The organism is Tateyamaria sp. 7Alg 36, assembly GCF_059882455.1.
Window position 1 is genome coordinate 950547 of sequence record NZ_CM187613.1, and the last position, 21469, is coordinate 972015.

The following is a 21469-nucleotide window of genomic DNA, read 5'->3' on the forward strand; positions in this document are numbered from 1 at the left end:
CTTATTCGCAGGCGTCTGCTGGTGCTTCGGCGAACTTGGTCCACTCACCACCGGTGATTTCGATGATGAAACCGGGCAACTCCGCGTCATGACCGTCAAAGCAGATGTCGTCGCCAAGGATACCAGAGAACCGGACGCCTTCCATCCCGTCAGCAATTGCCTGACGTTCTTCCTCAAGCATATCGGGATCGCCGGTGGTGCCCGCCGCTTCCATCAACTGCTTGATAAGATAGATCGTGTCATAGGCTTGCGCGTCGGAATGGTGCGCGCCGACTTTGTGGATGCTGCGCTCTGCGGCCAGTTTCACGAACTTCTCGTTAAAGGCCGCCGCCTGTTCGGTGCGCCCCTTCCAGAAACCCGCCACGACCAGCGTACCGTCTGCTTCGGGGCCGAACAATTCGGTCACGTTGGGGTCAGAGAAGATTTGCGAGCCGATCACACGACCCTCGAACCCCTGACGGTCAAGTTCCGCGATCAGTTTGGAGGCGGATTCAGGCAGCGCCGCAACCGCAACGATGTCGGGGCTGCTTTGCACAATTTTGGCAACCTGCGCAGACATATCAAATGTCTTCCACTGCACCGGAATGGGGTCGCCTACGGTGATCCCCGCCTCGGCCAGCAGTTGCGGATACAGCTTCGTGCCCGCCGCATTGGCCACAACCTCGTCCGAGACATATACGATCTCGGCGGTTTCCATCGGCAGGTTCGCCTCTTTCATCGCGACCAGCAGACGCGAGAATTGCTTGCTTTCATCCTCGGTCAGACGCCAGCCGTATTTGCGCCCTTCGGTCAGACCCGGAGCGGATGACGACGTGGGCAGCATCAGCACCTTCAGACGATCCGCATCGTTCAGGGCCACCGCAGCCTCACCGGACGAAAACGGCCCCGCAATGGCCAGCACTTCGTCATCGCGCCCCAATGAGCGTGCCGCGACCGCCGCCTGTTTCGGGTCGGATCCGGTGTCATAGCGGATCAACTCAATCGGCTTGCCGTTGATGCCGCCTGCCGCGTTGATCTCTTCCACGGCGATATCAACCGCCACGTTGGATGGCTCGCCGTAGCTTTTGAGAAAGCCGGACGATACGCCGATATGGCCGATCTTGATCGTGTCTTGCGCCAGCAGCGGGGATGCTGTGGCGATCACCGCCGTCAGCGTCGCTGCTAGAAATTTGTGATAGACTTTCATTTTTAAGGTCTCCCGGTTGGTATGTTTATGGGTTTCAGTCTCAGGCGGGGGCGGTATCCGCTTCCCCTAGGTAGGCATCGGTCAATGCACCATCGGCCGACAATTCTTGGGCGCTGCCCTGCAAGGCCACGGCCCCCAGTTCCAGCACGTAACCCCGTTGCGCGATCTCCAGCGCCATCGAGGTGTTCTGCTCGACCAGCAGGATGCTGATCCCGTCGCGGTTCAACTCTCCAAACAGGTCGAACAGCCGCTCGACGAACAGGGGCGACAGGCCAAGGCTCGGCTCGTCCAGCATGATCAGCTTGGGCCGTGCCACCAGCGCCCGCCCGATGGCGAGCATTTGCTGCTCACCGCCCGACAGCGCGCTGGCCTTGGCGTAGCGGCGTGTGGCGAGGTTGGGAAAGCGGTCATAGATCGCGTCGATCTCGGCCGATACGGCACTATCACGGCGCAGGTACGCCCCCATTTGCAGGTTTTCGTGCACCGTCATGGACACGAAAATCTGCCGCCCCTCTGGCACCAGCACCATGCCTTCCTTCACATGCGCCGACGGGGTCTGCGCGGTCAGGTCGGTGCCATTGAACACAACGCGCCCGCCGGACGGCTTCACCGCCCCCTGAAGCGCGCGCAGCAGCGATGTCTTGCCCGCGCCGTTCGCACCCAGAACGGTCACGATCTCGCCCGTCTGGACCGACAGAGACACGGACTTGCACGCCTGTGTGCGCCCGTAGTTGACGCTCAGATTTTCGACCTCAAGCATGGGCTGCCCCCTTTTCCTGGTTTTTCAGGGATGCATCGGCGTGGCGAGAGCCGAGATAGGCCTCAAGCACCTGCGGATCGCGCTGTACGTCCTTGGTGGAACCGTCATAGATCAGGCGGCCAAAATTCAGCACCACGGCCCTGTCACACAGGCTGCGCACAAGACTCATGTCATGTTCGACGATCAGGATGGTCACGCCGGTCTCGGAAATCTGCACCAGAAAATCGCGCAGTTCCGCCGTCTCGGACGGGTTCAGACCCGCCGCCGGTTCGTCCAGCATCAGCATCTTGGGGTTGGAGGCCAAGGCCCGCACCACTTCGATCTTCTTGCGCACGCCGTACGGCAGCGTCGCCACCACCTCGCCCGGAAAGCTGTCCATGTTCATGTCGTCCAGCAACGCTTCGGCCTCGCGACGCCAGCGGGACCGACCGACAAGGGAGGTCACCATGTCCAAGGGCGATTGCACACGGGCGTGCTGGCCCAGCATGATGTTTTCAACCACCGACAGGTGCGGCATCAGGCGGATGTTCTGGAAACTGCGCGCCAGTCCGCGCCGCACCCGCATCCGCGGTGCAATGTCGGTGATGTCTTCGCCATCGAAGATGACCCGCCCCGCATCGGGCGTGTAGACGCCGGACATCAGGTTGAAGATGGTCGTCTTCCCTGCCCCGTTCGGACCGATCAGCGCCATGCGCGCGCCGCGCGGTACATCAAAGCTGCAATCATCGATCACCTGCACGCCGCCAAATCCTTTGGACAGACCTTTAAGTTGCAAAATCGTGTCGCTCACTGTGCGGCCTCCTTCAGCGGATCGCGGGACTTGCGGCGGAACCGCAGCCGGTCGACCATCGTACGTGTAATGATCCCTTCGGGGCGCAGCGCCATCATGCCCACGGCAAGCACGCCGAGGATGACAAAACGCCAGCTATCATCGGGGGGCGATACATCCGCCGTGGCCCCGAACAGGTTCGCGATGAACTGTTTCGCCGCCGGAAGGAACTCGCGCAGCACTTCGGGCAGCAGCGTGAAAAAGGCCGCGCCCACCAATGGGCCCCACGGGGTCTGCGTACCGCCCAGCAGAACGTACAAAAGCACATAGATCGACACGAGCGCGTTAAAGCTCTGGACTTCGACAAAGCCGAAGCTGAACGCATAGAACGCCCCAGACAGCCCCGCGAGTGCCGCTCCGATGCCAAAGGCCGCGACCTTGACCGACCGGATCGACACGCCCATCAGTTCGGACACCTGTTCGTCGTCATGGATCGCACGCATGCACAGGCCGAACCGCGTTGACATCAGGTAGAACACGAACAGGCACACGATCACGGCAGCGATCGCAGGCGGTTGCCAGTCGACATACCCCGGCACCGACAGGCCCATCGCGCCGCCCAAGGCATCAGTGTTGATGATGACGCCCGCCACCACCTCGGCAAAGGCAAAGGTGGCCAGCACCAGATAGACCCCCTTGGTGCGCAGGATCGGAAAGGCCAGCGCCACCCCGACCAGCCCGCCAATCGCGGTGCCGACCAGCAGCGCCAGAAAAATGGGCAGATCATAGTTCGAGGACACAACCGCCGCCGCATAGGCGCCAAGCGCCTGAAAGCCCGCGCCCCCCAGATTAAGCTGCCCCGACGCCACGGCGAGGAAGATGCCGTAGGCGAAGATGACGTTGATTGCGAGGATCGAGATGATCCCTGCCATATATCCAGACATGTCAGAGTTTCCCCTTGCCGATAGAGTGATGGCCCAAAAGCCCGCTTGGCCGGATGATCAGCATGGCCAGCAGCGCGCCCCAGACGACGACCTGAACCGTGTCCGCGCCGATGAAGTGCACGGTCATAAGCTCAAGGAACCCAACGATCAGACCGCCCAGAACAGCGCCCCAGATCGAGCCCAAGCCACCAATCACCATGCCGGCAATCGCCTTGGCACCCACATCCTCGCCCATCATGGGCGACACCTCGCCGTAGTTGACCGCGAACAACGCCCCCGCTAGCCCGCACAGCAGGCCGGTCAGCATAAAGACGACGGGCACGACGCGCGTTGTATCGACACCCAGCACATTGGCCGCGTCAGGGTTTTCGGCAATCGCCCGCAAGCCGCGCCCGATGCGGGAGCGTTTGAGCAATTGCGTCAGCCCCAGCACGATCAGCACCGTGATCAACAGCGACACAAGCTGGGGCACCCGTATAAAGATGCCGCCGATATGCAGCGTCAGATCCGCATCCGGCCCCTCGAAACGGCGCCCTTCGGTGCCATAGGCGATGCGCACAAGGTTCTCGACGATCAGCAGAAAGCCCAAGGACGACACCAGCGGAATCGCGTGTTCGGTGCTGTCACCGTATTTCGTCTTGAGATAGCGGAAGGTGAACCGCTCGATAATAAGCGACACGACCACCGCCGCCGCAATCCCGATCAGGACCGCAGGTAACCAGTGCATCGGATCGCTAAGACCAAAGGGCAGCCCCCACGCCGACAGCGCCCAGCCCAACATCCCCGCCAGCATGAACAGTGTGGGAATCGTGAAGTTGAGGAAGTTCAGAATACCGATGGTCAGGGTGAAGGCCACCGCCACCGTAACATAGACAGAGCCCAGCATCAGGGCATTTACGACTTGCTGAAGGAAAAGCATCAGAGCTTCACCTTCATTATATTGTACACAAAATGAGCATCACACGCCGAATTTGCCCAGTTTGGCTGCACCGTATTATCTAGCCGCATTTGTGCGCCCTTTTGGGTGCATTCGGATCGAAACACGCCGTTACTGCTTGTTTTGTAGCATCTCATAAGTGCCGTCCCTGTGTTTTTGTCAGTAGTTATCGTTTTTTTCTTGAAGATTTGTCCAAACCTTTTGTACACAATGAAAAGCAACATCGTACCTGTCAAGCGGGCAGTAGGAGGCAAAGCGATAAAATGGTGAATAAAACAGAGCGCGTGCTTATTGCGGGGGCAGGTCCGGTCGGACTGGTGGCAGCCGCCAGCTTGGCCGAGGCAAATATCCCCGTCACAGTCCTCGAACGCAGCACGGATCTGCCGCAGGATCTGCGCGCATCCACCTTCCATCCGCCCACCCTCGACATGCTGGACCGCTTTGGAATCTCTGAACAACTGGTGGCGCGCGGCCTTGTCTGCCCGAACTGGCAATTCCGCGACCGCAGCGAAGGCGTTGTGGCGCATTTCGACCTTGGAATCCTCGCGGACGAAACCAACCACCCCTACCGTTTGCAGTGCGAGCAGTGGAAGCTGACCGAAGCACTGCGCGCACGTCTTGATGAAAGCGATTGCGTCGAACTGGTCTATGGCGTGACCAGCCGCAGCGTGACGCAAGATGGCGACACGATTTCTGTCACTGCCGAACATAAGGACGGCAGCACCGAAGTGTTTTCGGGCCGTTACCTGATTGCCAGCGACGGCGCGCATTCCAACATGCGCAAATCACTCGACATCGACTTCGAAGGGCTGACCATCCCCGAGATTTTCCTGTCCATGTCGACCGAATTCGACTTTGCCAAAGCGATTCCCGATCTGGCCCCCATCGCCTACCTCACCGATCCCGAGGAATGGGCGGTGCTGCTGCGCACCCCGTCCCTGTGGCGCGTGCTGCTGCCGACCGATCCGTCGATGACAGACGAACAGATCAAGGATCCGGCACTGATGGAACAGCGCCTGCAAAAGCTGTGCCCCAAGGACACGCCCTACGATGTGGCCCACGCGACCGCCTACCGCGTCCACCAGCGTGTCGCCAAGGAATACGTGAAAGGCCGCGCCTTCCTTGCGGGCGATTCCGCGCACCTGAACAACCCGCTGGGCGGTATGGGGATGAATGGCGGCGTGCACGATGCCGTCAATCTGGTCGAGAAACTGATCCCCGTCTGGCGCGGCGAGGCCGATCTGGACTCGATGCAGCGCTATGAACGCCAGCGCCGTCAGGTCTGCATCGATACGGTGCAGGAACAGTCCATGCGCAATCGCAAAATGATGGCCGAGAACGACCCCGAGGCCCGCGCGCGCTACCACGACGAATTGCGCGCCATCGTTGCCGATCCGGTCCGCCACAAGGACTTCCTCATGCGTTCGTCGATGCTGCAATCCCTCAGGGATCTTGAACAGATCGCATAACCACGCCCCCCAACGCTCCGGCAGAAAAGGAAAATCAAATGACCGACAGTCTTGGCTACCGTATGAAATTCGGCGTGATCGCCCCCTCCACCAACACTTCTGTACAGCCGGAATTCGATGACATGCGCCCGGTCGGGGTCACGAACCACTTTTCGCGCATCAAGATCCCCGACAATCCGGTGAACAATGACGAGGATTTCAATAACCTTGTCATGGGCATCCGCGAGGCGACGATGGACGCTATCGACACGGTGAAAACCTGTTCCCCCGGTGCCATCGTGATGGGCATGTCCGCCGAGACGTTTTGGGACGGCAAGGAACGTGCCGACATCCTGCAACGCGAGATCGAAGAACGCGCAGGCATGAACGTCGCCATGGGGTCCGACGCCTGCCGTGCCGCCCTGTCGGTCATGGGCGACGTCAAACGCATCGCCGTGATCACCCCCTACATGCCCATCGGGGATGAACAGGTGCACCGCTTTTTCACCGACTGCGGCTATGACGTGGTGACGGTAAAGGGGCTCAAGTGCAAAAGCCCGATGCTGATCGCGCACGAAACCGAACAAACGCTGCGCGACGCGATTATCGAGGTTAACGACCCCTCGGTCGAAGCGATCATCCAAGCCGGTACAAACCTTGCCATGGCGCGCGTCGGGGCGATGGCAGAATTCTGGCTCGACAAGCCGGTCATCGCCATCAACACGGCGACCTACTGGCACGCGCTGCGGATGAACGGGATCGAGGACAAGGTTCAGGGTTTTGGCACCCTTCTGTCGCATCACTAGGGGGCGCACATGGAATACAGATTTGTCCCCCTGTCCGAACGCAAGCCGCTGATATGGCCGGATAACAACCGGTTGGCGGTGATCCTGACCATCAATCTGGAATATTGGGATCCGGTTCAGGACAGCGATAAACCCTACTACCCCGGTGGTCCGGGGATCGTGGGGGGCAATCTGCCGGGCAATGTCTATGACAACCCGAACTTTACGTGGCGCGAATACGGGCACCGAGTCGGCGTCTGGCGCATGTTCGACCTGTTTGACGCCGAGGGTGTGCCTGCCTCGTGCACGATGAACGGCAAAATGGCGCTGGAACGGCGCGAGGTGATCGACGCCGCCGTGAAACGCGGCTGGGAAATCGTGCCGCATAACTATGTGCAGGATGAACTTCTGACCGACTACATGTTCGACGAACAGGCCGAACGTGACGTGATCCGCCGGACGCTTGACGTCTACGAGGACACGATTGGCAAAAAGGCCAAAGGCTGGCTGTCCTCCTCGCTGCGCAGCACGCTCAACACCATCGACATCCTTGCCGACGAGGGGCTGATCTTTACCACCGATCTGCTCAATGACGACCAGCCCTACCTGGTGCAAACCAAGTCCGGCGCGCCGATGGTGTCGATCTCTTACACCTCCGAAGTCAACGATTTCTCGTTTTTGCGGCAGGGGCTTACGGTCGAAACAGGCTACTCGATGTTCAAGGAACAGTTCGACTGGCTTTACGCCGAAAGCGCCACATCCGGCAGGGTGATGAATATCGGCCTGCACCCGCATGTGATCGGCCAGCCCTTCCGCATCAGGGCGCTGCGCGATTTCATCCGTTATGCCAAGGAACACGCCGGTGTGTGGTTTCCAAAACGCGAGGACATCGCAGAGTGGTATCTGCAAAACCACGCAAGCCACATCACGCCGCCGTCAGGAGACCCCAGCCCATGATCATGAAGCCCGCACTGGATGAGACCGCCCTTCTTGCCGAACTGGACAGCGCTGGCATCGACAAGCCTGCCGAGCGCGCATACGAAGGCATCCGGCGCGCCATACTGTCGGGTATGTTGCCGGGCGGGACGCATCTGGGCGAACAGTCACTGGCGCAAATGACTGGCACCAGCCGCACGCCCGTGCGCGAGGCGCTGCGCCGGATCGTCAGCGAAGGGCTGGCGCATGAAGATGGCCGCTCGCGCTTTGTGGCGGAATTTCCCTTCGAAGAAGTCGTGATCGTCTTTGACATCCGCGCCCGTCTGGAAAGCTATGCCGCCCGCCTTGCCGCTGAATCCATCACCGACGATGAGCTAAGCAACCTGTCCCGCATCATCGCGGAAATCGACACCCTGTCGGCCTTGCCCGCAGATCGCGACATGATCCGCTGTTTTGCCGAACTGAACACCGAATTCCATGCCGCCATTATCGCCGCGACCAAGTCGCCGCAGATGCAGAACCTGTCGGCGCGCGCCACCTCGATCCCGCTGGAGATGATCAAGCAATTCGTCTGGTCCCAAGAGGTGAATATCCACCGCTCCAACCAGCAGCACCGCGACATCCTTCTCGCCCTCGAAAACCGCAACCCGATGGCGGCCGAGGCGATCATGTCCGCGCATATCCTGTCCACACGGCCCAATAAACCCAAGCAGAAAACCGGATTCCCTGAATGAACGACCTCCGCAAAGACACCCTTGCCACGCTCCGTCCCGCCACCGGCTATGTGGGCGGCCAGTTCGTCGCCCCGTCCGGCCACGAGATTCCGGTCATCGACCCCGCCGACGGCCAGCAGGTCACCGTGCTGCACGAAAGCGGCGCGGATGAGGTCGACGCAGCTGTTAAGGCTGCCCGCACGGCCTTTCACACGGGCGACTGGGCAAATGCCAGCGTCGCACAGCGGCAAAAGGCGTTGCTGGGCATCCACGATCTGATCCTTGAACATGCCGAGGAACTTGCCGCGCTCGAAACCCTCAACACCGGCATTCCCTATACCCAGACCAAGGGCATGCACGTGCCCCGCGCCGCGCAGAACTTCCGCTTTTTCGCCGAGTTCATCAATCAGGACGGCGGCGAGGTGTTCACGCAGGAACAGGGATATATGTCCTTTGTGACCTATGAACCGATTGGCGTTTGCGCGCTGATTGGCCCGTGGAACATGCCGCTGGGACTGACGGCGATGAAAATGGCGGGTGCGCTGGCCTTCGGGAACACCTGCGTGGTGAAACCGTCCGAGATTACCCCCCTCACCCTTGCCCGCCTGTTCGAACTGATCGACGCCGCCGGCATCCTGCCCAAGGGCGTCATCAACCTTGTGAACGGGCGCGGCCATGTGACGGGCGAGGCGCTGTCCGCCCATAGCGATATCGACATGGTTTCCTTCACCGGCGGCACCACCACGGGCGCGCGCATCCTGTCCGCGCTGGCGCAGGGGATCAAAGGCGGCGCGATGGAACTGGGCGGCAAGTCCCCCTCGATTGTCTTTGAAGATGCAGATTTCGACCGAGCCTTGGATGGCGTCATGCTCGGGTCGTTCATGAATAACGGGCAGATGTGCCTCGCCGGTTCGCGTATCTTTGTACAAGAGAGCATTGCCGAGCGTTTCATCGACGCCTTCACCACCCGCACCAAGGCGCTGCGCATCGGTGATCCGTTCGACCCCGCGACCGAGATCGGGCCGATGATCAACGCCGATCAGGTGGCGCGCGTCATGGGCTATGTCGATAGTGGCCTCAAGGACGGGGCAAGCCTGATCGCAGGCGGCAAGCAGCTGTCCGACCGCGACGGGTTCTACATCGAACCGACCGCTATGCTGGCCGACAACAACGCGATGGCGATCTGTCAGGAAGAGATTTTCGCCCCCTTCGCCACGCTGCAAACCTTTGCCGACGAAGAGGAAGTCACAGACCGCGCCAATGACAGCCTGTTCGGTCTGGTCGGCTATGTCTGGACGGCGGAACTGGAACGCGCGCTGCGCATGTCGCGGCGTCTGGCCACGGGCACGGTGCTGGTCAACACGCCGATCATGCGTGATCTGCGCACCGGCTTTGGCGGGGTACGCCAGTCCGGTCTTGGCCGCGAAGGGGCCAAAGGATCCCGCGCCATGTTCACCGAAATGAAATCGACCATCGTCGCCCTTGAGCAGCCCAAGCTGCCGCGCATGGGCATCCCCCACTGACCCGAACAGAAAGACAGACATCATGAGCCAACATCCATCACTCACGGGCCGCGTTGTTCTGATCACGGGCGCCTCTCGCGGTCTTGGCCGCGAGATGGCACTCGCCCTTGCAGGAACTGGGGCGCGGCTGGCGCTTCTGGGTTCCCAACCATCCGAGGCGCTGGATACACTGGCCGAAGAAATCCCCGACACGATGATCCTGACCGCAGATGTGGGGCGCGCCGGACAGGCCGCCGCCGCTGTGGCCGAGGCCGAGGCGCATTTCGGGCGCATCGACGTGCTGGTGAACAATGCGGGCATCGGCATGCGCCGCATCAGCGAAACCTTCAACACCACGCCGACCAAGTTCTGGGAAACCCCGCCCGCCGCATGGTCCGAGATCATCAGCGCCAATGTGAACGGCCCCTTCCACATGGCCCGCGCCGCCGTGCCGGGGATGGTGGATCGCGGCTTTGGCAAGATCATCAACGTCTCGACCTCGGCGCAGACCATGGTGCGCCGCGGCTATGCGCCCTACGGACCGTCCAAGGCCGCGCTTGACGCCTATTCCCGCGTCTGGGCGCAAGACCTTGAAGGCACCGGCGTTGACGTGAACGTCTACCTTCCGGGCGGTGCGGCAGACACCGATCTGCTTCCCCCCAGCCCCGACAAGAAAGGCGCGGATGGCAACCTGTTGCCTGCCGCGATCATGCGGCGCGGCATCCGCTGGCTTTGTTCGGACGCGTCGAACGGGATCAGCGGCGGGCGGTTCATTGCGCGGCTCTGGGACGAGGCGCTGCCCGATGACGAGGCCGCGAAGGCTGCGCGCGATGACCGCAACGAAGTACCACGGATCCTCTGACATGCTCACCCTCGGCAAGGCCACAATCGCAAAGATCACGGATATGGACCCTTTCGTCCTGCCCGCGTCCCTGTTGCTGCCGGGCCGTGACCTTTCAGAACTGCGCGCAGAGGCAGGCAGCCTAGAACCGCTGCACGTGGACTTTGCGGCAGATACTTTGCTGCTGGGGCTGCATTCGTTTCTGGTGCGCAGCGGCGGGCTGACCATTCTGATCGACAGTTGCGTGGGCGAACACAAGGAACGCCCCCGTCGTGCCGACTGGCACCAGCGCAGCGCCACCGGATATCTGGCACGGCTGGCCCAGCACGGGGTTACACCCGACGATGTCGATGTGGTCATGTGCACCCACCTGCACGCGGACCATGTCGGCTGGAACACGCGGCTTGATAACGGGCATTGGGTGCCGACCTTTCCCAAGGCGCGCTATCTTGTCGGGGCGGGCGAACTGGCGCACTGGCTGGCCGAGGAAGAAACCCATCCCGGCCAACACAACCACGGGGCCTTTACCGACTCTGTCCTGCCGCTGATCGAGGCGGGCCAGATCGAAGAAGTGTCAGACGGTTTTTCGCTCTCGTCCGGTTTGGACATTTTTGCCTGTGCGGGCCATTCCCCCGGTCAGATCGGGCTGGACCTAGATGGCGGTCCGGCGGGGCGCGCGCGCTTCTGCGGTGATGCATTGCATTCGCCGGTGCATGTGTTCCGCCCCGACTGGTCCACCGCCTTTTGCCATGATGCGGCAGAGGCCGCGCAGACCCGCACGCGCCTGTTGAATGAGGCGGCTGGCGATGGCGCGCTGTTGATGCCCGCACATCTGCGCGGCGCGATGGCCATGCAGATCCGCGCAGACGCATCCGCGCCTGCCGGTTTCAGACCGGAATACCTGTGATCGGGGTCTGTGGATCAGTCCGCCGCAGGGCGACGCCGCACTCGCGTGCGATAGACCATCTGTTCCGCAGGGTGCCAGTTCACCGACACAATCAGCACACCGCGCGTGGTCAGATAGCGACGCGACAGTTGCAGCGCCTGCGCACCGGACTTGAGGCCAATGGCCCGCGCCATCTCGGCAGGCATCGGCACGGAACGCACCTCTTGCTGGGCCTCGATGATCGTCTCGCCCGACTTGCGTTCCAGCAGGTCAAAGAATGGCCCGTTCTGTTCGGAAAACTCCGGCACCAGCGGCGCAAACCGTTCCGGCACATAGCTTTGGATATAACACAAGGGACGCCCGCCCGGCGCGGTCCAGCGCACGCAATCCACGCGGATCCAGCGTTCGCCCGCCTTGACCGACCCTTCGTCCCCGCCCAGCAGACGCGCCAGATCGGCGTCCAGCACCACGGGCGTTTCGTTCAGGATGACAAGGTAGGTATCGACCGCGATCTGGAAAAGCTCTTGCAGGGACTCGAAACTTTGCCCGTAGCCCGCCAGCGGGTTGACCGACACAACGCGTGTGCCCATGCCCTGCCGCCGCTCGACATAGCCCTCTTGGGACAGGTTGCGCAGCGCCGCCCGCACCGTAAAGCGCGAGGTCGCGAACTCTGCCGAAAGCTCCATTTCCGTGGGCATCAACGTTCCGACCGGATACTTTCCGTCCGCAATCCGCGCCTGCAACTCGGTCTGGATGCGGGCATATCGCGGGGCCACCTGACCCTCGGACGGCACGTCGCTGTCTTTCGTCATGTCTTGCCCCGGTCCTGCAAGGTTTCATCGGAAAAAGCACATGTCCCCTCAGGATTTAAATGTCCAGCCAATTCGCCACCGTTTTTGTGTCCGCACCCGCCAAACAATGGCCGGTTGCACCCGCACACCGTTTTCCACCTCCCCTCAACCGAAAGGTATAATACAAATGAAATTTAACCACCTTATCGCCGCCGCAGGCAGCGCGCTTGCCTTGTCGGCAGGCACGGCATTGGCCGATTGCAGTAGCGGAGAAACCGGCCTGATCGCCTTTGAAATCGATCGGCACACGGTGCTTGGCTATGTGCCCGAAGGGGCGGCGGCAGATACGCCGATGCCCATGGTTCTGAACCTGCACCCCAGCGGTGGCACCGGCCTGCGCACGCTGAACGACGCGCGCGACATCGCCGAGAAAGAAGGGTTCATCATGATCGCCCCCACCGGCGCGGTTGGCCCGATCTTTTCCGGCATGACATGGAACGTGCCCGGTGTTCCGACCTTCGGCATGGGGAACTACCCGCCCGAAGACACCCGTGACGAGGTCGCCTTTCTGGACGCGGTGATCGAAAAAGCCAAGGAAGTCGCCTGTATCGATGAAAACCGCATCTATGCCGTGGGCTATTCCGGCGGCGCGCGGATGGCCTCGCGGCTGGCATGTGACCTCGGGGACAAGTTGGCAGCAGTTGCCCCTATCGCGGGCATCCGGTTCTCGCTGGAATCCGACAAAGAGTTCGATCTGCCCAATGCGATTTCCTGCATCCCGCCGCGCCCTGTGCCGGTGATGGCGCTGCACGGCTATTGGGATCCGACCAACCCGTGGCACGACACCGCCCTCGGCGAAACGCCGTTCAACAAGGCCGACGGGTCGGGCAAGGTCATGTCCCCCGCCCCCGCTCCCGGCACCTCGTGGGCCTATTCGGGGCAAGAGGCGCTGGAACGCTGGGTCGAACATAACGGCTGCGATCCCGAACCCAAGATCACCGACGTGACCGAGGATGTGGAACGCCACGACTACCAGAACTGCGACGGCGACGTGAGCCTGATGTTCTTTGAGGAAGTCGGCCATGCAGTGCCCGGATATGACGCGCCATGGGCCCCCGGTCAGGCGACCAGCACGCTCAACGGCTATCAGGTCGCGTGGGACATGATGAAGGGCTATGCGCTCAACGATTGACCTGTTGCACCGGCGGCGCAGGTCGCCGGTGCGCTTTGTGACGACATGTCCTCACAGCTTTGTGCAAAATTGGTATGGACAAATATTTTTCGACCTGCCATCCCTCGGCCAAACAAGGAAAAATCCATGAACTCCCGTCCTGCCTCCAGCTATTCGCACCGCGCGCGCCTTGGACTGATCGTGCCGCCGACGAACAGCGTGAACGAGGCCGAATGGCAGCAGATGATGCCCGAGGGCGTGACTTTTCACAGCCACCGGATGAAGCTGCACGCCGCCGGTGATGCCTCGATGATGCCCGACTTGCTCGGCGCGATCGCATTGCTGGGGCAGGTTAATCCGGATGCCATTGCATACGCTTGCACCGCTGGGTCAATGACCACCCCCTCGTCCCAGATGCCCGACACCGCGTCAGAGCACTCGGGCCAGAAGGTTTTGACCACATCGCACGCCCTCATCCTTGCGCTGCGCGCTGTCGGGGCCACGCGGATTTCGGTGGCGACCCCTTATGCCGACGCGCTGAACGATCACGAGGTCGCCTTCCTTGCCGCCCACGGTATCGACACGCTTGCCATCGCAGGCCTTGGTATTGGCGCGGGTGGCCCGCATGAATATGTGCGCATCGCCCAGACGTCGCTTGCCGATGTGCGCGCCCACGCGCTTGCGACCTTCGATCCCGCCAGCGACGCGCTGCTGCTGGCCTGCACCGATTTTCCAACGCTGCCCCTGATCGCCGAGCTTGAAGCCGAGCTTGGCGTGCCGGTCATCTCTTCCAACACCGCCACGCTGTGGGCGATGCTGCGCGCCTGTGGCGTGACAGACACCGTTCATGGCGGCGGTCAACTCTTTGCCGCCTGAAAGCGGCTTAACACCACATCTGAAAGGACTATCCCATGCCCGATCCAAGTTTGCGCCAAGCCATCAAGAACGGCGAATTCATCCTCGCCCCCGGTGTGTTCGAGGCGATTTCGGCCCTGCTGGCCGACCGTGAAGGGTTCAAGGCGCTTTATGTCACCGGCTATGGCACCGTCGCCTCGGCGCTTGGTCTGCCGGATGCGGGTCTTGCCACCTATTCCGACATGCTGGGCCGCATCGCGACCATCTGCGAACGCACTAAAACGCCTGTCATCGCGGATGCGGACACAGGCTATGGCGGGTTGCTGAACGTAGCACACACTGTGCGCGGCTATGAGGATGCGGGCGTGAGCGCGATCCAGATGGAAGATCAGGAATTTCCCAAAAAATGCGGCCACACGCCGAACCGCCGTGTCATCCCGCTGGATGATATGCTGCGCAAGATCGAAGTGGCGGCAGATGCACGGCGCAGCGACGATTTCCTGATCATCGCCCGCACCGACAGCCGCACGGGCCACGGCCTTGACGAGGCCATCGCGCGCGGCAAGGCATTCGCCAAGGCCGGTGCCGACGTGGTGTTCGTCGAAAGCCCCGAAAGCGAAGACGAGATGAAGCGTATCTGCGACGAGATCGACGCCCCACTGTTCGCCAATATGGTCAACGGGGGCCGCACGCCGCTCTTGTCCGCCGAACGCCTTGCCGAACTGGGTTTCTCCATCGGTATCCACCCTGCCCTTGGCTTCCTTGCCATGGGCGCGGCGCTGCAAAAGGCCTATGCCGACCTCAAGACAAATGGCGAAACGACCGATGCCATCGACCTCTATGACTTCGGCAAGTTCAACGAACTGGTCGGCTTCCCCGAGGTTTGGGAATTCGAAAAGAAATACGCGCAAGTCTGAAAGGCACGCCATGTCCAGTGATCTTCAAGCCAACTATGCCAAGGCGTATTCCAACAAATCCGGCTATGGCAAAAATCCGGTTCTGGTGATGGTCGATTTTGCCCATGCCTATTACGACCCCGACAACATCCTGTTTGCCGGCGTTGATGACGCGCTGGCGTCGGCCTTGCGGGTGCGCGAGGCCGCCCACGCGGCGGGCGTGCCGGTGATCCTGACCGAGGTGCGCTATCAACGCGGGCTGGATGGCAAGGACGGGGGGCGGTTCTTTGAAAAGGCCCTGCCCCTCAAGGCGTTCATGGAAGGCGAGCGTACCAGCCAGTTTGCCGACGGGCTGGTCCCGCGCGAGGACGAGCTGATTATTACCAAGCAATACCCGTCCGCCTTCTTTGGCACCTCGCTGGCGTCGACCTTGACGGCAGCGGGCCATGACAGCGTGATCCTGACCGGCCTCACCACATCGGGCTGTGTGCGCGCAAGCTGCGTGGATTCCATGTCGCACGGGTTCAAAACGGTTGTGGTCGCGGACGCCTGTGGTGATCGCCACGAAGGTCCGCACGAGGCAAACCTGTTCGACATGAACGCGAAATATGCCGACGTCGTGTCCGAGGGCGAGATCCTCGCCTATCTGCAAAGCCTGTCGGACGGGGCCGCCGCGGAATGAGCGGTCGCCACATCGCATTGCTGGGCGGCGCAGGCGGGATCGGGCGTGTTCTGGCCGACGAGTTGTCGGGCAATGGTGACACTGTCACCGTGCTGGACCTGCCCGCATCGCTGGACCGCCACGGCATTGCGGGGATCGACATCGACGTGACCGACGAGGCGTCGGTCGCTGCGGCCTTTGGCAAGATCGACGGCCCGCTGGACGGGTTTGTCAATCTTGCAGGCTATAACGCCGCCCTGACCGCGCTGGCGGATATGGAAAGCAGCTATTTCGATGAAGTGATCCAAGCCAACCTGCGCGGCGCGTTCCTTGCGGGCCGTGCGGCGGCACCTTTGCTGGCCGATGCGCCTGCGGGGGCGATGGTGAATGTCGCCTCGGGCCTCGCCAGCAATGTGCGCCCCGGCTATGGCGCTTATGCTGCCAGCAAGGCCGCTGTCATTGCGATGACCAAAACCTTTGCGCTGGAGCTGGCACCCAAGGTGCGGGTCAATGCCGTCGCACCCGGTCTGGTCGACACCGCCTTTCTGCGCGGCGGCACCGGCCGGTCCGAGGAAAGCAGCCAGAGCATTGTTGATCTGGACGCCTATCGCGCGATCACCCCGCTGGACCGCATCGCCCAGCCCAGCGACGTCACAGGGCCGATCCGCTTTTTGCTGGGTCCGGACAGCAGTTTCATGACCGGACAGGTGCTGTGGATCAACGGCGGCGGCTACATGCCCTAGGGGCTGCGCCAACCAAACGCCTCTATCCCTGCACCTCGCGCCCGCCCGTGGGCAGGGACAGCGCCTTGAGCGATTGCACAAACAGATCGACAAAGGGGTTCAACCCGTCCACGCGCCATGCCGCGACCAGCGAGATCGCCTCGGGCAGTTCTTCGAGCGGGCGGATGACCAGCCCGTCAATCGGTTCGTGCTCTACCCAGCGGGGCACGATGCCGATCCCCAGCCCTGCGGCCACCAAAACCGTCACCGCCTTGGTATGCCCCACCCGCTGGATGATCTGCGGGGTAAAGCCAGCGGCGCGGCAATGCTGGAAAACGATGTCCTGATAGCCGATGCCGCGAATATCGCTGAATCCGATGAATTTTTCATCCTTTAGATCGCGCACACGCAACTGTTTGCGGCTCGCAAGGGGCGAGCTTGCGGGCAACACCACGGCAAATCCTTCGCGGTGCACTTCAAGGGTCTGCAAGCCGCTCATGCTGCGCGGCGGGCGGATAAAGGCGACGTCGATCTTGCGATCGGCAAGCAGCGGCAACTGTTCCTCGGTTGTGTGGAACCGCATGTCGAAACGCAGCGCGGGCGCGCGTTCCGACAAGGCCCGCAGCGCGTCCGGCAGCACCGAATAGATTGCGGATGACATCGCCCCGATGCGCAGATACCCCGCATTCAGCCCGCCAACCGTGCGCGCCTGATCAATCGCCGCCTCGAACCCGACCAGCGCCTCGCCCGATTTTGCAAACAGCGCCCGACCTGCGGGGGTCAGCGTCACCGTTCGGGTCGTCCGGTCGAACAGACGCACGCCAATGCGTTCTTCCAATTGACGAATCTGGTGGGACAGCGGCGCCTGACTGACGCCTAAAATTTCAGCGGCGCGGCCAAAGTGAAGCTCCTGCGCGACCCGCATGAAATAGCGCAAGTGACGGATTTCTATGCCTTTCATCTCATTATTCCTTAAAAGAGAATAATATATACTATTCATATATTGGACTTGATTCCGCAAGACTGTCCTTCTGAACGCACCAACAGGAAATCCGATATGCCCAAAAAAGAACCAATAGACCTCTTCTTGCCGGTGCGATGGATCGTCTCGGCCATGCTTGTCACCGTGGTGACAGTGACCCTTCTGCAAATCGTCATGCGCTATGCATTCAACGCGCCCTTGATCTGGAGCGAGGAGTTCGTCCGGCTGGTCATCGTGTGGATCACATTCATCGGCGCATCTGTCGTCTGCTATGACGGGCGCCACCTGAACGTCGAGGTGTTCTTCAAGGCCGCGCCGGCACCGGTGCGCGCCGGACTGCGGGTGTTCAACGCCTTGGTGTCGCTCGCGTTTCTGGCAGTGCTGGGCTGGCATTCCCTGACATTGGTCATGATCGACATGATGCAGGACATGTCCGCCCTGCCCCTCAAGATCGGCCATATACGGCTGGCCGCGACCGTGGGCTGTCTGCTCATGTTCCTTGGCATCCTTGCACGCATTTTCTACCGCCGCCCCGGTCTTAGCCGGATTGATCCGACCACTGTCGAAAACGACGCGATGTAAGGCGAAACCATGCTCACACTACTTATCATTCTGCTGTTGCTGGTCCTTTTGTGCGCAGGCTTGCCACTGGTGTTCGCAATCGGCACGTCCTCGATGGTCTACTTCTACTTCTCGGACATCAATCTGGCGCTGCTGTCGCAACGCATGACCTCTTCGGTCGACTCCTTCCTGATCCTTGCGATCCCGTTCTTCTTTCTTGCAGGCGAGTTGATGAATGCCTGCAAACTGACCGACCGGATCATCAATCTGGCCAAGGTCTGCGTCGGTCACATCCATGGCGGTCTGGCACAGGTGAACATCTTTGCCTCGCTGATCTTCTCGGGCATGTCCGGTTCGCCCACTGCGGATACAACCGCGCTTGGTTCGGTCCTGATCCCCGCGATGAAGCGTGAAGGCTATCCCGCGCCGTTCTCGGCAGCTGTTACCGTGGCGTCGTCCATGGTCGGGCCGATGGTGCCGCCTTCGGTGTCGCTGGTGATCTATGGCACGCTTGCGAATGTGTCGGTGGGCCGTCTGCTGCTGGCAGGGATCGTGCCGGGGCTGGTGATCATCGCCACGCAGATGATCTTTACCTACCTCTACGCCCGCTTTGCCAAGCTGCCCCGTTACGAACGCGCCACCTTCCCCGAGGTCCGCGTCGCCGTCAAAGAAGGCATGGCTGCGCTGATGTTCCCCGTGATCATCGTGGGTGGCATCCTGCTGGGCATCTTCTCGCCCACCGAAGCCGCTGCTGTGGCGGTGTTCTACGCGCTCTGCCTTGGCTTTATCTACAAGAACGTCGGGCTGCGCGACATCATGGGCGCGGTGAACAAGACCGCCCTCGGATCGGCGCGCATCCTGTCGATCATCGCGGTTGCCTCGGCCTTTTCGTGGATCATGGTGCGTGAAGGCGTGCCACTGGCCATCGCCGGTTCCATCTCGACCATCTCTGATGATCCGCTGATCGCGCTGTTCCTGATCGTGCTGATGCTGCTGGGTGTGGGCCTGCTGATGGTCGCGTCGTCCGCCGAAATCGTGCTGACGCCGATCCTCGTGCCGGTGATCCTGCAATTCGGCGTCGATCCGGTGCATTTCGGGGTGCTTATGGTGTTCGTGCTGATCATCGGCGGTGCAACCCCGCCTGTGGGGGTGCTGCTGTTCATCGCGCAGGACATCGCCAAGATCAGCCACCTGCAAATGGTGCGCGCCATGATCCCCTTCTACATCCCGCTATTCGGCGCGGTCATCCTTCTGGTCTGCTTTCCGCAAATCAGCCTTTTCCTTCCTAACCTCGTTTTCGGTCAATGAGCCGAACGGAGACCCTAATGACATCTGCACATAAAAACCTTCTTGAAAACATGACCTTCGAGGAGTTCGACACCTGGACCAAAGCCGAAGACAAACCGGTGGTGATGATCCCGCTCGGCTCGCAAGAAATCCAAGGACCGATGGTGCCGATGGGGGATTTCATGCTGACCCGCGAAGTCGCGGCAGAGGTCGCGCTGGCCTCTGGCGCGGTGGCGGCACCGACACTGCCCTTCGGCTATGCCGAGTATTTCCGCACCGTTCCCGGAGGCATCGCGCTGTCGGCGGACGCGTTCCGCGCCACTTTGCGCGACATCCTCGACAACTTTCTGGACCACGGCTACACGCGGATCGTCATCCTGAACGGGCACAGCGGCAACTACCCCCTTGTCGATCAGGTGATCCGCGATGTGCGCAAGCGCCACGGCGTGCTGGTGCCCTGCATCAACCTGTGGCGGTCCGTACCGGACGCTTTGTGGAGCGAAATCCACGGCAGTTTCGGCAAAAAGGCCTTTTCACATGGCGGCGATCCCGTCACCTCGGTCTACATGCACTACTTCCCCCAACTGACCCACGAAGACCGCGCCAAACTGCCGGAACCTGCGGGTGAACTGGCTGGCCTGCCGGTCATGGGCCTGTCGGGGGTGAAATTTCAGGACATCGAAATTGGGATGCCGGTCAACGTGGATGACCGGTGCCCTGACGGGATCGTGGCTGGCGATCCCGCACGCTCTTCCTCGGACAAGGGTAAACGGATCGCAGAGCACCTCGTGGCGTTCTGCACCGACTTCATCGCCCACTTCCGCCAGAGCGATCCAACCATTCCATCCATGCAAAAAACAGGGAAATAAACACATGAAAAAGCTTACAATCGCCGCCATTCTTCTGGCGGGCACAACACTGGGCGCACAAGCCGACGAAATCCGCTATGCCACTTGGGCCCAACCGGGCGAGGCACCCTATGCAGGGGCCAAAAAGTTCAAGGAAGTGGTCGAGGCGAATTCCGACCACACTGTCACCATCTTCCCCGGTGACCAGCTTGGCAAACCCAAGGAAGTCTATTCGCAGATGGCGCTCGGTTCGACGCAGATCCTCGCCTCTGGCGATCCAGGGTTGAAAGAGATCGAATACCTCGCCCTGCCCTATCTGATGAGCGAAGTCGGCGACTACAAGGAAGTGCTGGAAACCGAGTTCGGCCTTGAATGGAACGCCCGCCTTGTTGACGAACGCATGGTCCGCATCCTCGGCTTCATGCCGCGCAGCCCGCGCCAGATCAGCGCCAACAAGGTCATCAACACCATCGACGACCTGCAAGGCCTCAAGCTGCGCGCACCTGAACGGGACTACTATGTGAAATCCCTGTCCGCCCTTGGCGCGAACCCCACGCCCATGTCCTTTGCCGAGGTTTATACCGCCCTGCAAACCGGCATTGTGGACGGTCAGGAAAACCCGATCGAAACGATCTATGCCCAGAAATTCTATGAGGTGCAGAAAGGCGTGGCGATGGTCGACTACATCATCAAACCCGCCTACGTGACCATCTCTGACAGCTTCTGGCAGAGCCTGTCGGACGAAGACAAGGCGCTGATGGTTGCCGCGAACGAAGCCTCCACTCAGGTCATCTCGGAACTGCTGCCACAGGAACAAGAGAAGATCCTTGCCGAGATGGAAGCCGCAGGCGTGACCGTCACCTTCCCGGACAAGGCCCCGTTCATCGAAGCGACCCAAGCGGTGCGCGACGAACTCGGCACCAAAGTCTGGGGCGAGGACATCTACAAACAGATCGTCGAGATCGGCAGCAAATAAGCCAGCCCGCTC

23 protein-coding genes are annotated in these 21469 nt (G+C 61.2%); 16 read left to right on the forward strand and 7 right to left on the reverse strand.

Annotated features, from left to right (window positions below; genetic code table 11):
- Position 1 precedes the first annotated feature (1 nt).
- The 5 genes from AC6GQJ_RS04560 to AC6GQJ_RS04580 are packed head-to-tail and all read right to left on the reverse strand — an operon-like array spanning position 2 to position 4578.
- Positions 2 to 1186: an ABC transporter substrate-binding protein gene (locus AC6GQJ_RS04560; protein ID WP_500772208.1), complete on the reverse strand. Its 1185-nt coding sequence runs from the start codon at positions 1184 to 1186 to the stop codon at positions 2 to 4.
- Positions 1187 to 1226: 40 nt separating this feature from the next.
- Positions 1227 to 1946, reverse strand: a complete 720-nt coding sequence (locus tag AC6GQJ_RS04565) for an ABC transporter ATP-binding protein (protein WP_500772210.1) — start codon at positions 1944 to 1946, stop codon at positions 1227 to 1229.
- Complete coding sequence (locus AC6GQJ_RS04570) at positions 1939 to 2736, reverse strand: ABC transporter ATP-binding protein (protein ID WP_500772212.1); 798 nt, start codon at positions 2734 to 2736, stop codon at positions 1939 to 1941. Before AC6GQJ_RS04570 ends, AC6GQJ_RS04565 begins: the two co-directional genes overlap by 8 nt.
- Positions 2733 to 3659 (reverse strand): branched-chain amino acid ABC transporter permease, encoded by a 927-nt coding sequence (locus AC6GQJ_RS04575; protein ID WP_500772214.1) that lies wholly within the window; start codon positions 3657 to 3659, stop codon positions 2733 to 2735. Before AC6GQJ_RS04575 ends, AC6GQJ_RS04570 begins: the two co-directional genes overlap by 4 nt.
- A 1-nt stretch (position 3660) precedes the next feature.
- Positions 3661 to 4578, reverse strand: a complete 918-nt coding sequence (locus AC6GQJ_RS04580; protein WP_500772216.1) for a branched-chain amino acid ABC transporter permease — start codon at positions 4576 to 4578, stop codon at positions 3661 to 3663.
- A 281-nt stretch (positions 4579 to 4859) separates the two neighbouring features.
- On the opposite strand from AC6GQJ_RS04580, the gene AC6GQJ_RS04585 reads away from it, so the two are divergent.
- From AC6GQJ_RS04585 to AC6GQJ_RS04615, 7 genes are read left to right on the forward strand one after another with little or no spacing between them, the layout of a single operon-like run.
- A complete protein-coding gene (locus AC6GQJ_RS04585) occupies positions 4860 to 6065 on the forward strand; it encodes an FAD-dependent oxidoreductase (RefSeq protein WP_500772218.1) in 1206 nt (401 codons plus the stop codon).
- A 38-nt stretch (positions 6066 to 6103) separates the two neighbouring features.
- Entirely contained in the window at positions 6104 to 6850 is a 747-nt protein-coding gene (locus AC6GQJ_RS04590) for a maleate cis-trans isomerase family protein (protein ID WP_500772220.1), read from the forward strand.
- Between the two features lie 9 nt (positions 6851 to 6859).
- Positions 6860 to 7786 (forward strand): polysaccharide deacetylase family protein, encoded by a 927-nt coding sequence (locus AC6GQJ_RS04595; protein WP_500772222.1) that lies wholly within the window; start codon positions 6860 to 6862, stop codon positions 7784 to 7786.
- Positions 7783 to 8499 (forward strand): GntR family transcriptional regulator, encoded by a 717-nt coding sequence (locus AC6GQJ_RS04600; protein WP_500772224.1) that lies wholly within the window; start codon positions 7783 to 7785, stop codon positions 8497 to 8499. Before AC6GQJ_RS04595 ends, AC6GQJ_RS04600 begins: the two co-directional genes overlap by 4 nt.
- Positions 8496 to 10001 (forward strand): aldehyde dehydrogenase, encoded by a 1506-nt coding sequence (locus tag AC6GQJ_RS04605; RefSeq protein WP_500772226.1) that lies wholly within the window; start codon positions 8496 to 8498, stop codon positions 9999 to 10001. The genes AC6GQJ_RS04600 and AC6GQJ_RS04605 overlap by 4 nt, the downstream gene beginning before the upstream one ends.
- A gap of 22 nt (positions 10002 to 10023) precedes the next feature.
- Positions 10024 to 10842: an SDR family NAD(P)-dependent oxidoreductase gene (locus tag AC6GQJ_RS04610; protein WP_500772228.1), complete on the forward strand. Its 819-nt coding sequence runs from the start codon at positions 10024 to 10026 to the stop codon at positions 10840 to 10842.
- On the forward strand, positions 10811 to 11728 hold the full coding sequence (locus tag AC6GQJ_RS04615) for an MBL fold metallo-hydrolase (RefSeq protein WP_500772230.1): 918 nt from the start codon (positions 10811 to 10813) through the stop codon (positions 11726 to 11728). The genes AC6GQJ_RS04610 and AC6GQJ_RS04615 overlap by 32 nt, the downstream gene beginning before the upstream one ends.
- A gap of 14 nt (positions 11729 to 11742) precedes the next feature.
- Here the strand turns inward: AC6GQJ_RS04615 and AC6GQJ_RS04620 are convergent, their stop codons facing one another.
- Positions 11743 to 12519 (reverse strand): GntR family transcriptional regulator, encoded by a 777-nt coding sequence (locus tag AC6GQJ_RS04620; protein WP_500772232.1) that lies wholly within the window; start codon positions 12517 to 12519, stop codon positions 11743 to 11745.
- A 166-nt stretch (positions 12520 to 12685) separates the two neighbouring features.
- Here AC6GQJ_RS04620 and AC6GQJ_RS04625 point away from each other — a divergent pair, with 166 nt between their 5' ends.
- From AC6GQJ_RS04625 to AC6GQJ_RS04645, 5 genes are all read left to right on the forward strand, one after another.
- Positions 12686 to 13690 (forward strand): CE1 family esterase, encoded by a 1005-nt coding sequence (locus AC6GQJ_RS04625; RefSeq protein WP_500772234.1) that lies wholly within the window; start codon positions 12686 to 12688, stop codon positions 13688 to 13690.
- A 126-nt stretch (positions 13691 to 13816) separates the two neighbouring features.
- Positions 13817 to 14545 carry a maleate cis-trans isomerase family protein gene (locus AC6GQJ_RS04630; RefSeq protein WP_500772236.1) on the forward strand — a complete coding sequence of 243 codons (729 nt, stop codon included), beginning with the start codon at positions 13817 to 13819 and terminating at the stop codon, positions 14543 to 14545.
- A 35-nt stretch (positions 14546 to 14580) separates the two neighbouring features.
- Positions 14581 to 15441, forward strand: a complete 861-nt coding sequence (locus AC6GQJ_RS04635; protein WP_500772238.1) for an isocitrate lyase/PEP mutase family protein — start codon at positions 14581 to 14583, stop codon at positions 15439 to 15441.
- Positions 15442 to 15451: 10 nt separating this feature from the next.
- Positions 15452 to 16102 carry an isochorismatase family protein gene (locus AC6GQJ_RS04640; RefSeq protein ID WP_500772240.1) on the forward strand — a complete coding sequence of 217 codons (651 nt, stop codon included), beginning with the start codon at positions 15452 to 15454 and terminating at the stop codon, positions 16100 to 16102.
- A complete protein-coding gene (locus tag AC6GQJ_RS04645; protein ID WP_500772242.1) occupies positions 16099 to 16824 on the forward strand; it encodes an SDR family NAD(P)-dependent oxidoreductase in 726 nt (241 codons plus the stop codon). Before AC6GQJ_RS04640 ends, AC6GQJ_RS04645 begins: the two co-directional genes overlap by 4 nt.
- A gap of 22 nt (positions 16825 to 16846) precedes the next feature.
- Here AC6GQJ_RS04645 and AC6GQJ_RS04650 read toward each other — a convergent pair whose 3' ends face one another.
- On the reverse strand, positions 16847 to 17764 hold the full coding sequence (locus AC6GQJ_RS04650; protein WP_500772244.1) for a LysR family transcriptional regulator: 918 nt from the start codon (positions 17762 to 17764) through the stop codon (positions 16847 to 16849).
- A gap of 96 nt (positions 17765 to 17860) precedes the next feature.
- Here AC6GQJ_RS04650 and AC6GQJ_RS04655 point away from each other — a divergent pair, with 96 nt between their 5' ends.
- Genes AC6GQJ_RS04655 through AC6GQJ_RS04670 form a run of 4 tightly spaced genes read left to right on the forward strand, consistent with a single transcriptional unit; the run spans position 17861 to position 21457 of the window.
- A complete protein-coding gene (locus AC6GQJ_RS04655) occupies positions 17861 to 18367 on the forward strand; it encodes a TRAP transporter small permease (protein WP_500772246.1) in 507 nt (168 codons plus the stop codon).
- Positions 18368 to 18376: 9 nt separating this feature from the next.
- Positions 18377 to 19654: a TRAP transporter large permease gene (locus AC6GQJ_RS04660; protein WP_500772248.1), complete on the forward strand. Its 1278-nt coding sequence runs from the start codon at positions 18377 to 18379 to the stop codon at positions 19652 to 19654.
- A gap of 17 nt (positions 19655 to 19671) precedes the next feature.
- Complete coding sequence (locus tag AC6GQJ_RS04665; RefSeq protein ID WP_500772250.1) at positions 19672 to 20502, forward strand: creatininase family protein; 831 nt, start codon at positions 19672 to 19674, stop codon at positions 20500 to 20502.
- A gap of 4 nt (positions 20503 to 20506) precedes the next feature.
- A complete protein-coding gene (locus AC6GQJ_RS04670; RefSeq protein ID WP_500772252.1) occupies positions 20507 to 21457 on the forward strand; it encodes a TRAP transporter substrate-binding protein in 951 nt (316 codons plus the stop codon).
- Positions 21458 to 21469: the final 12 nt, after the last annotated feature.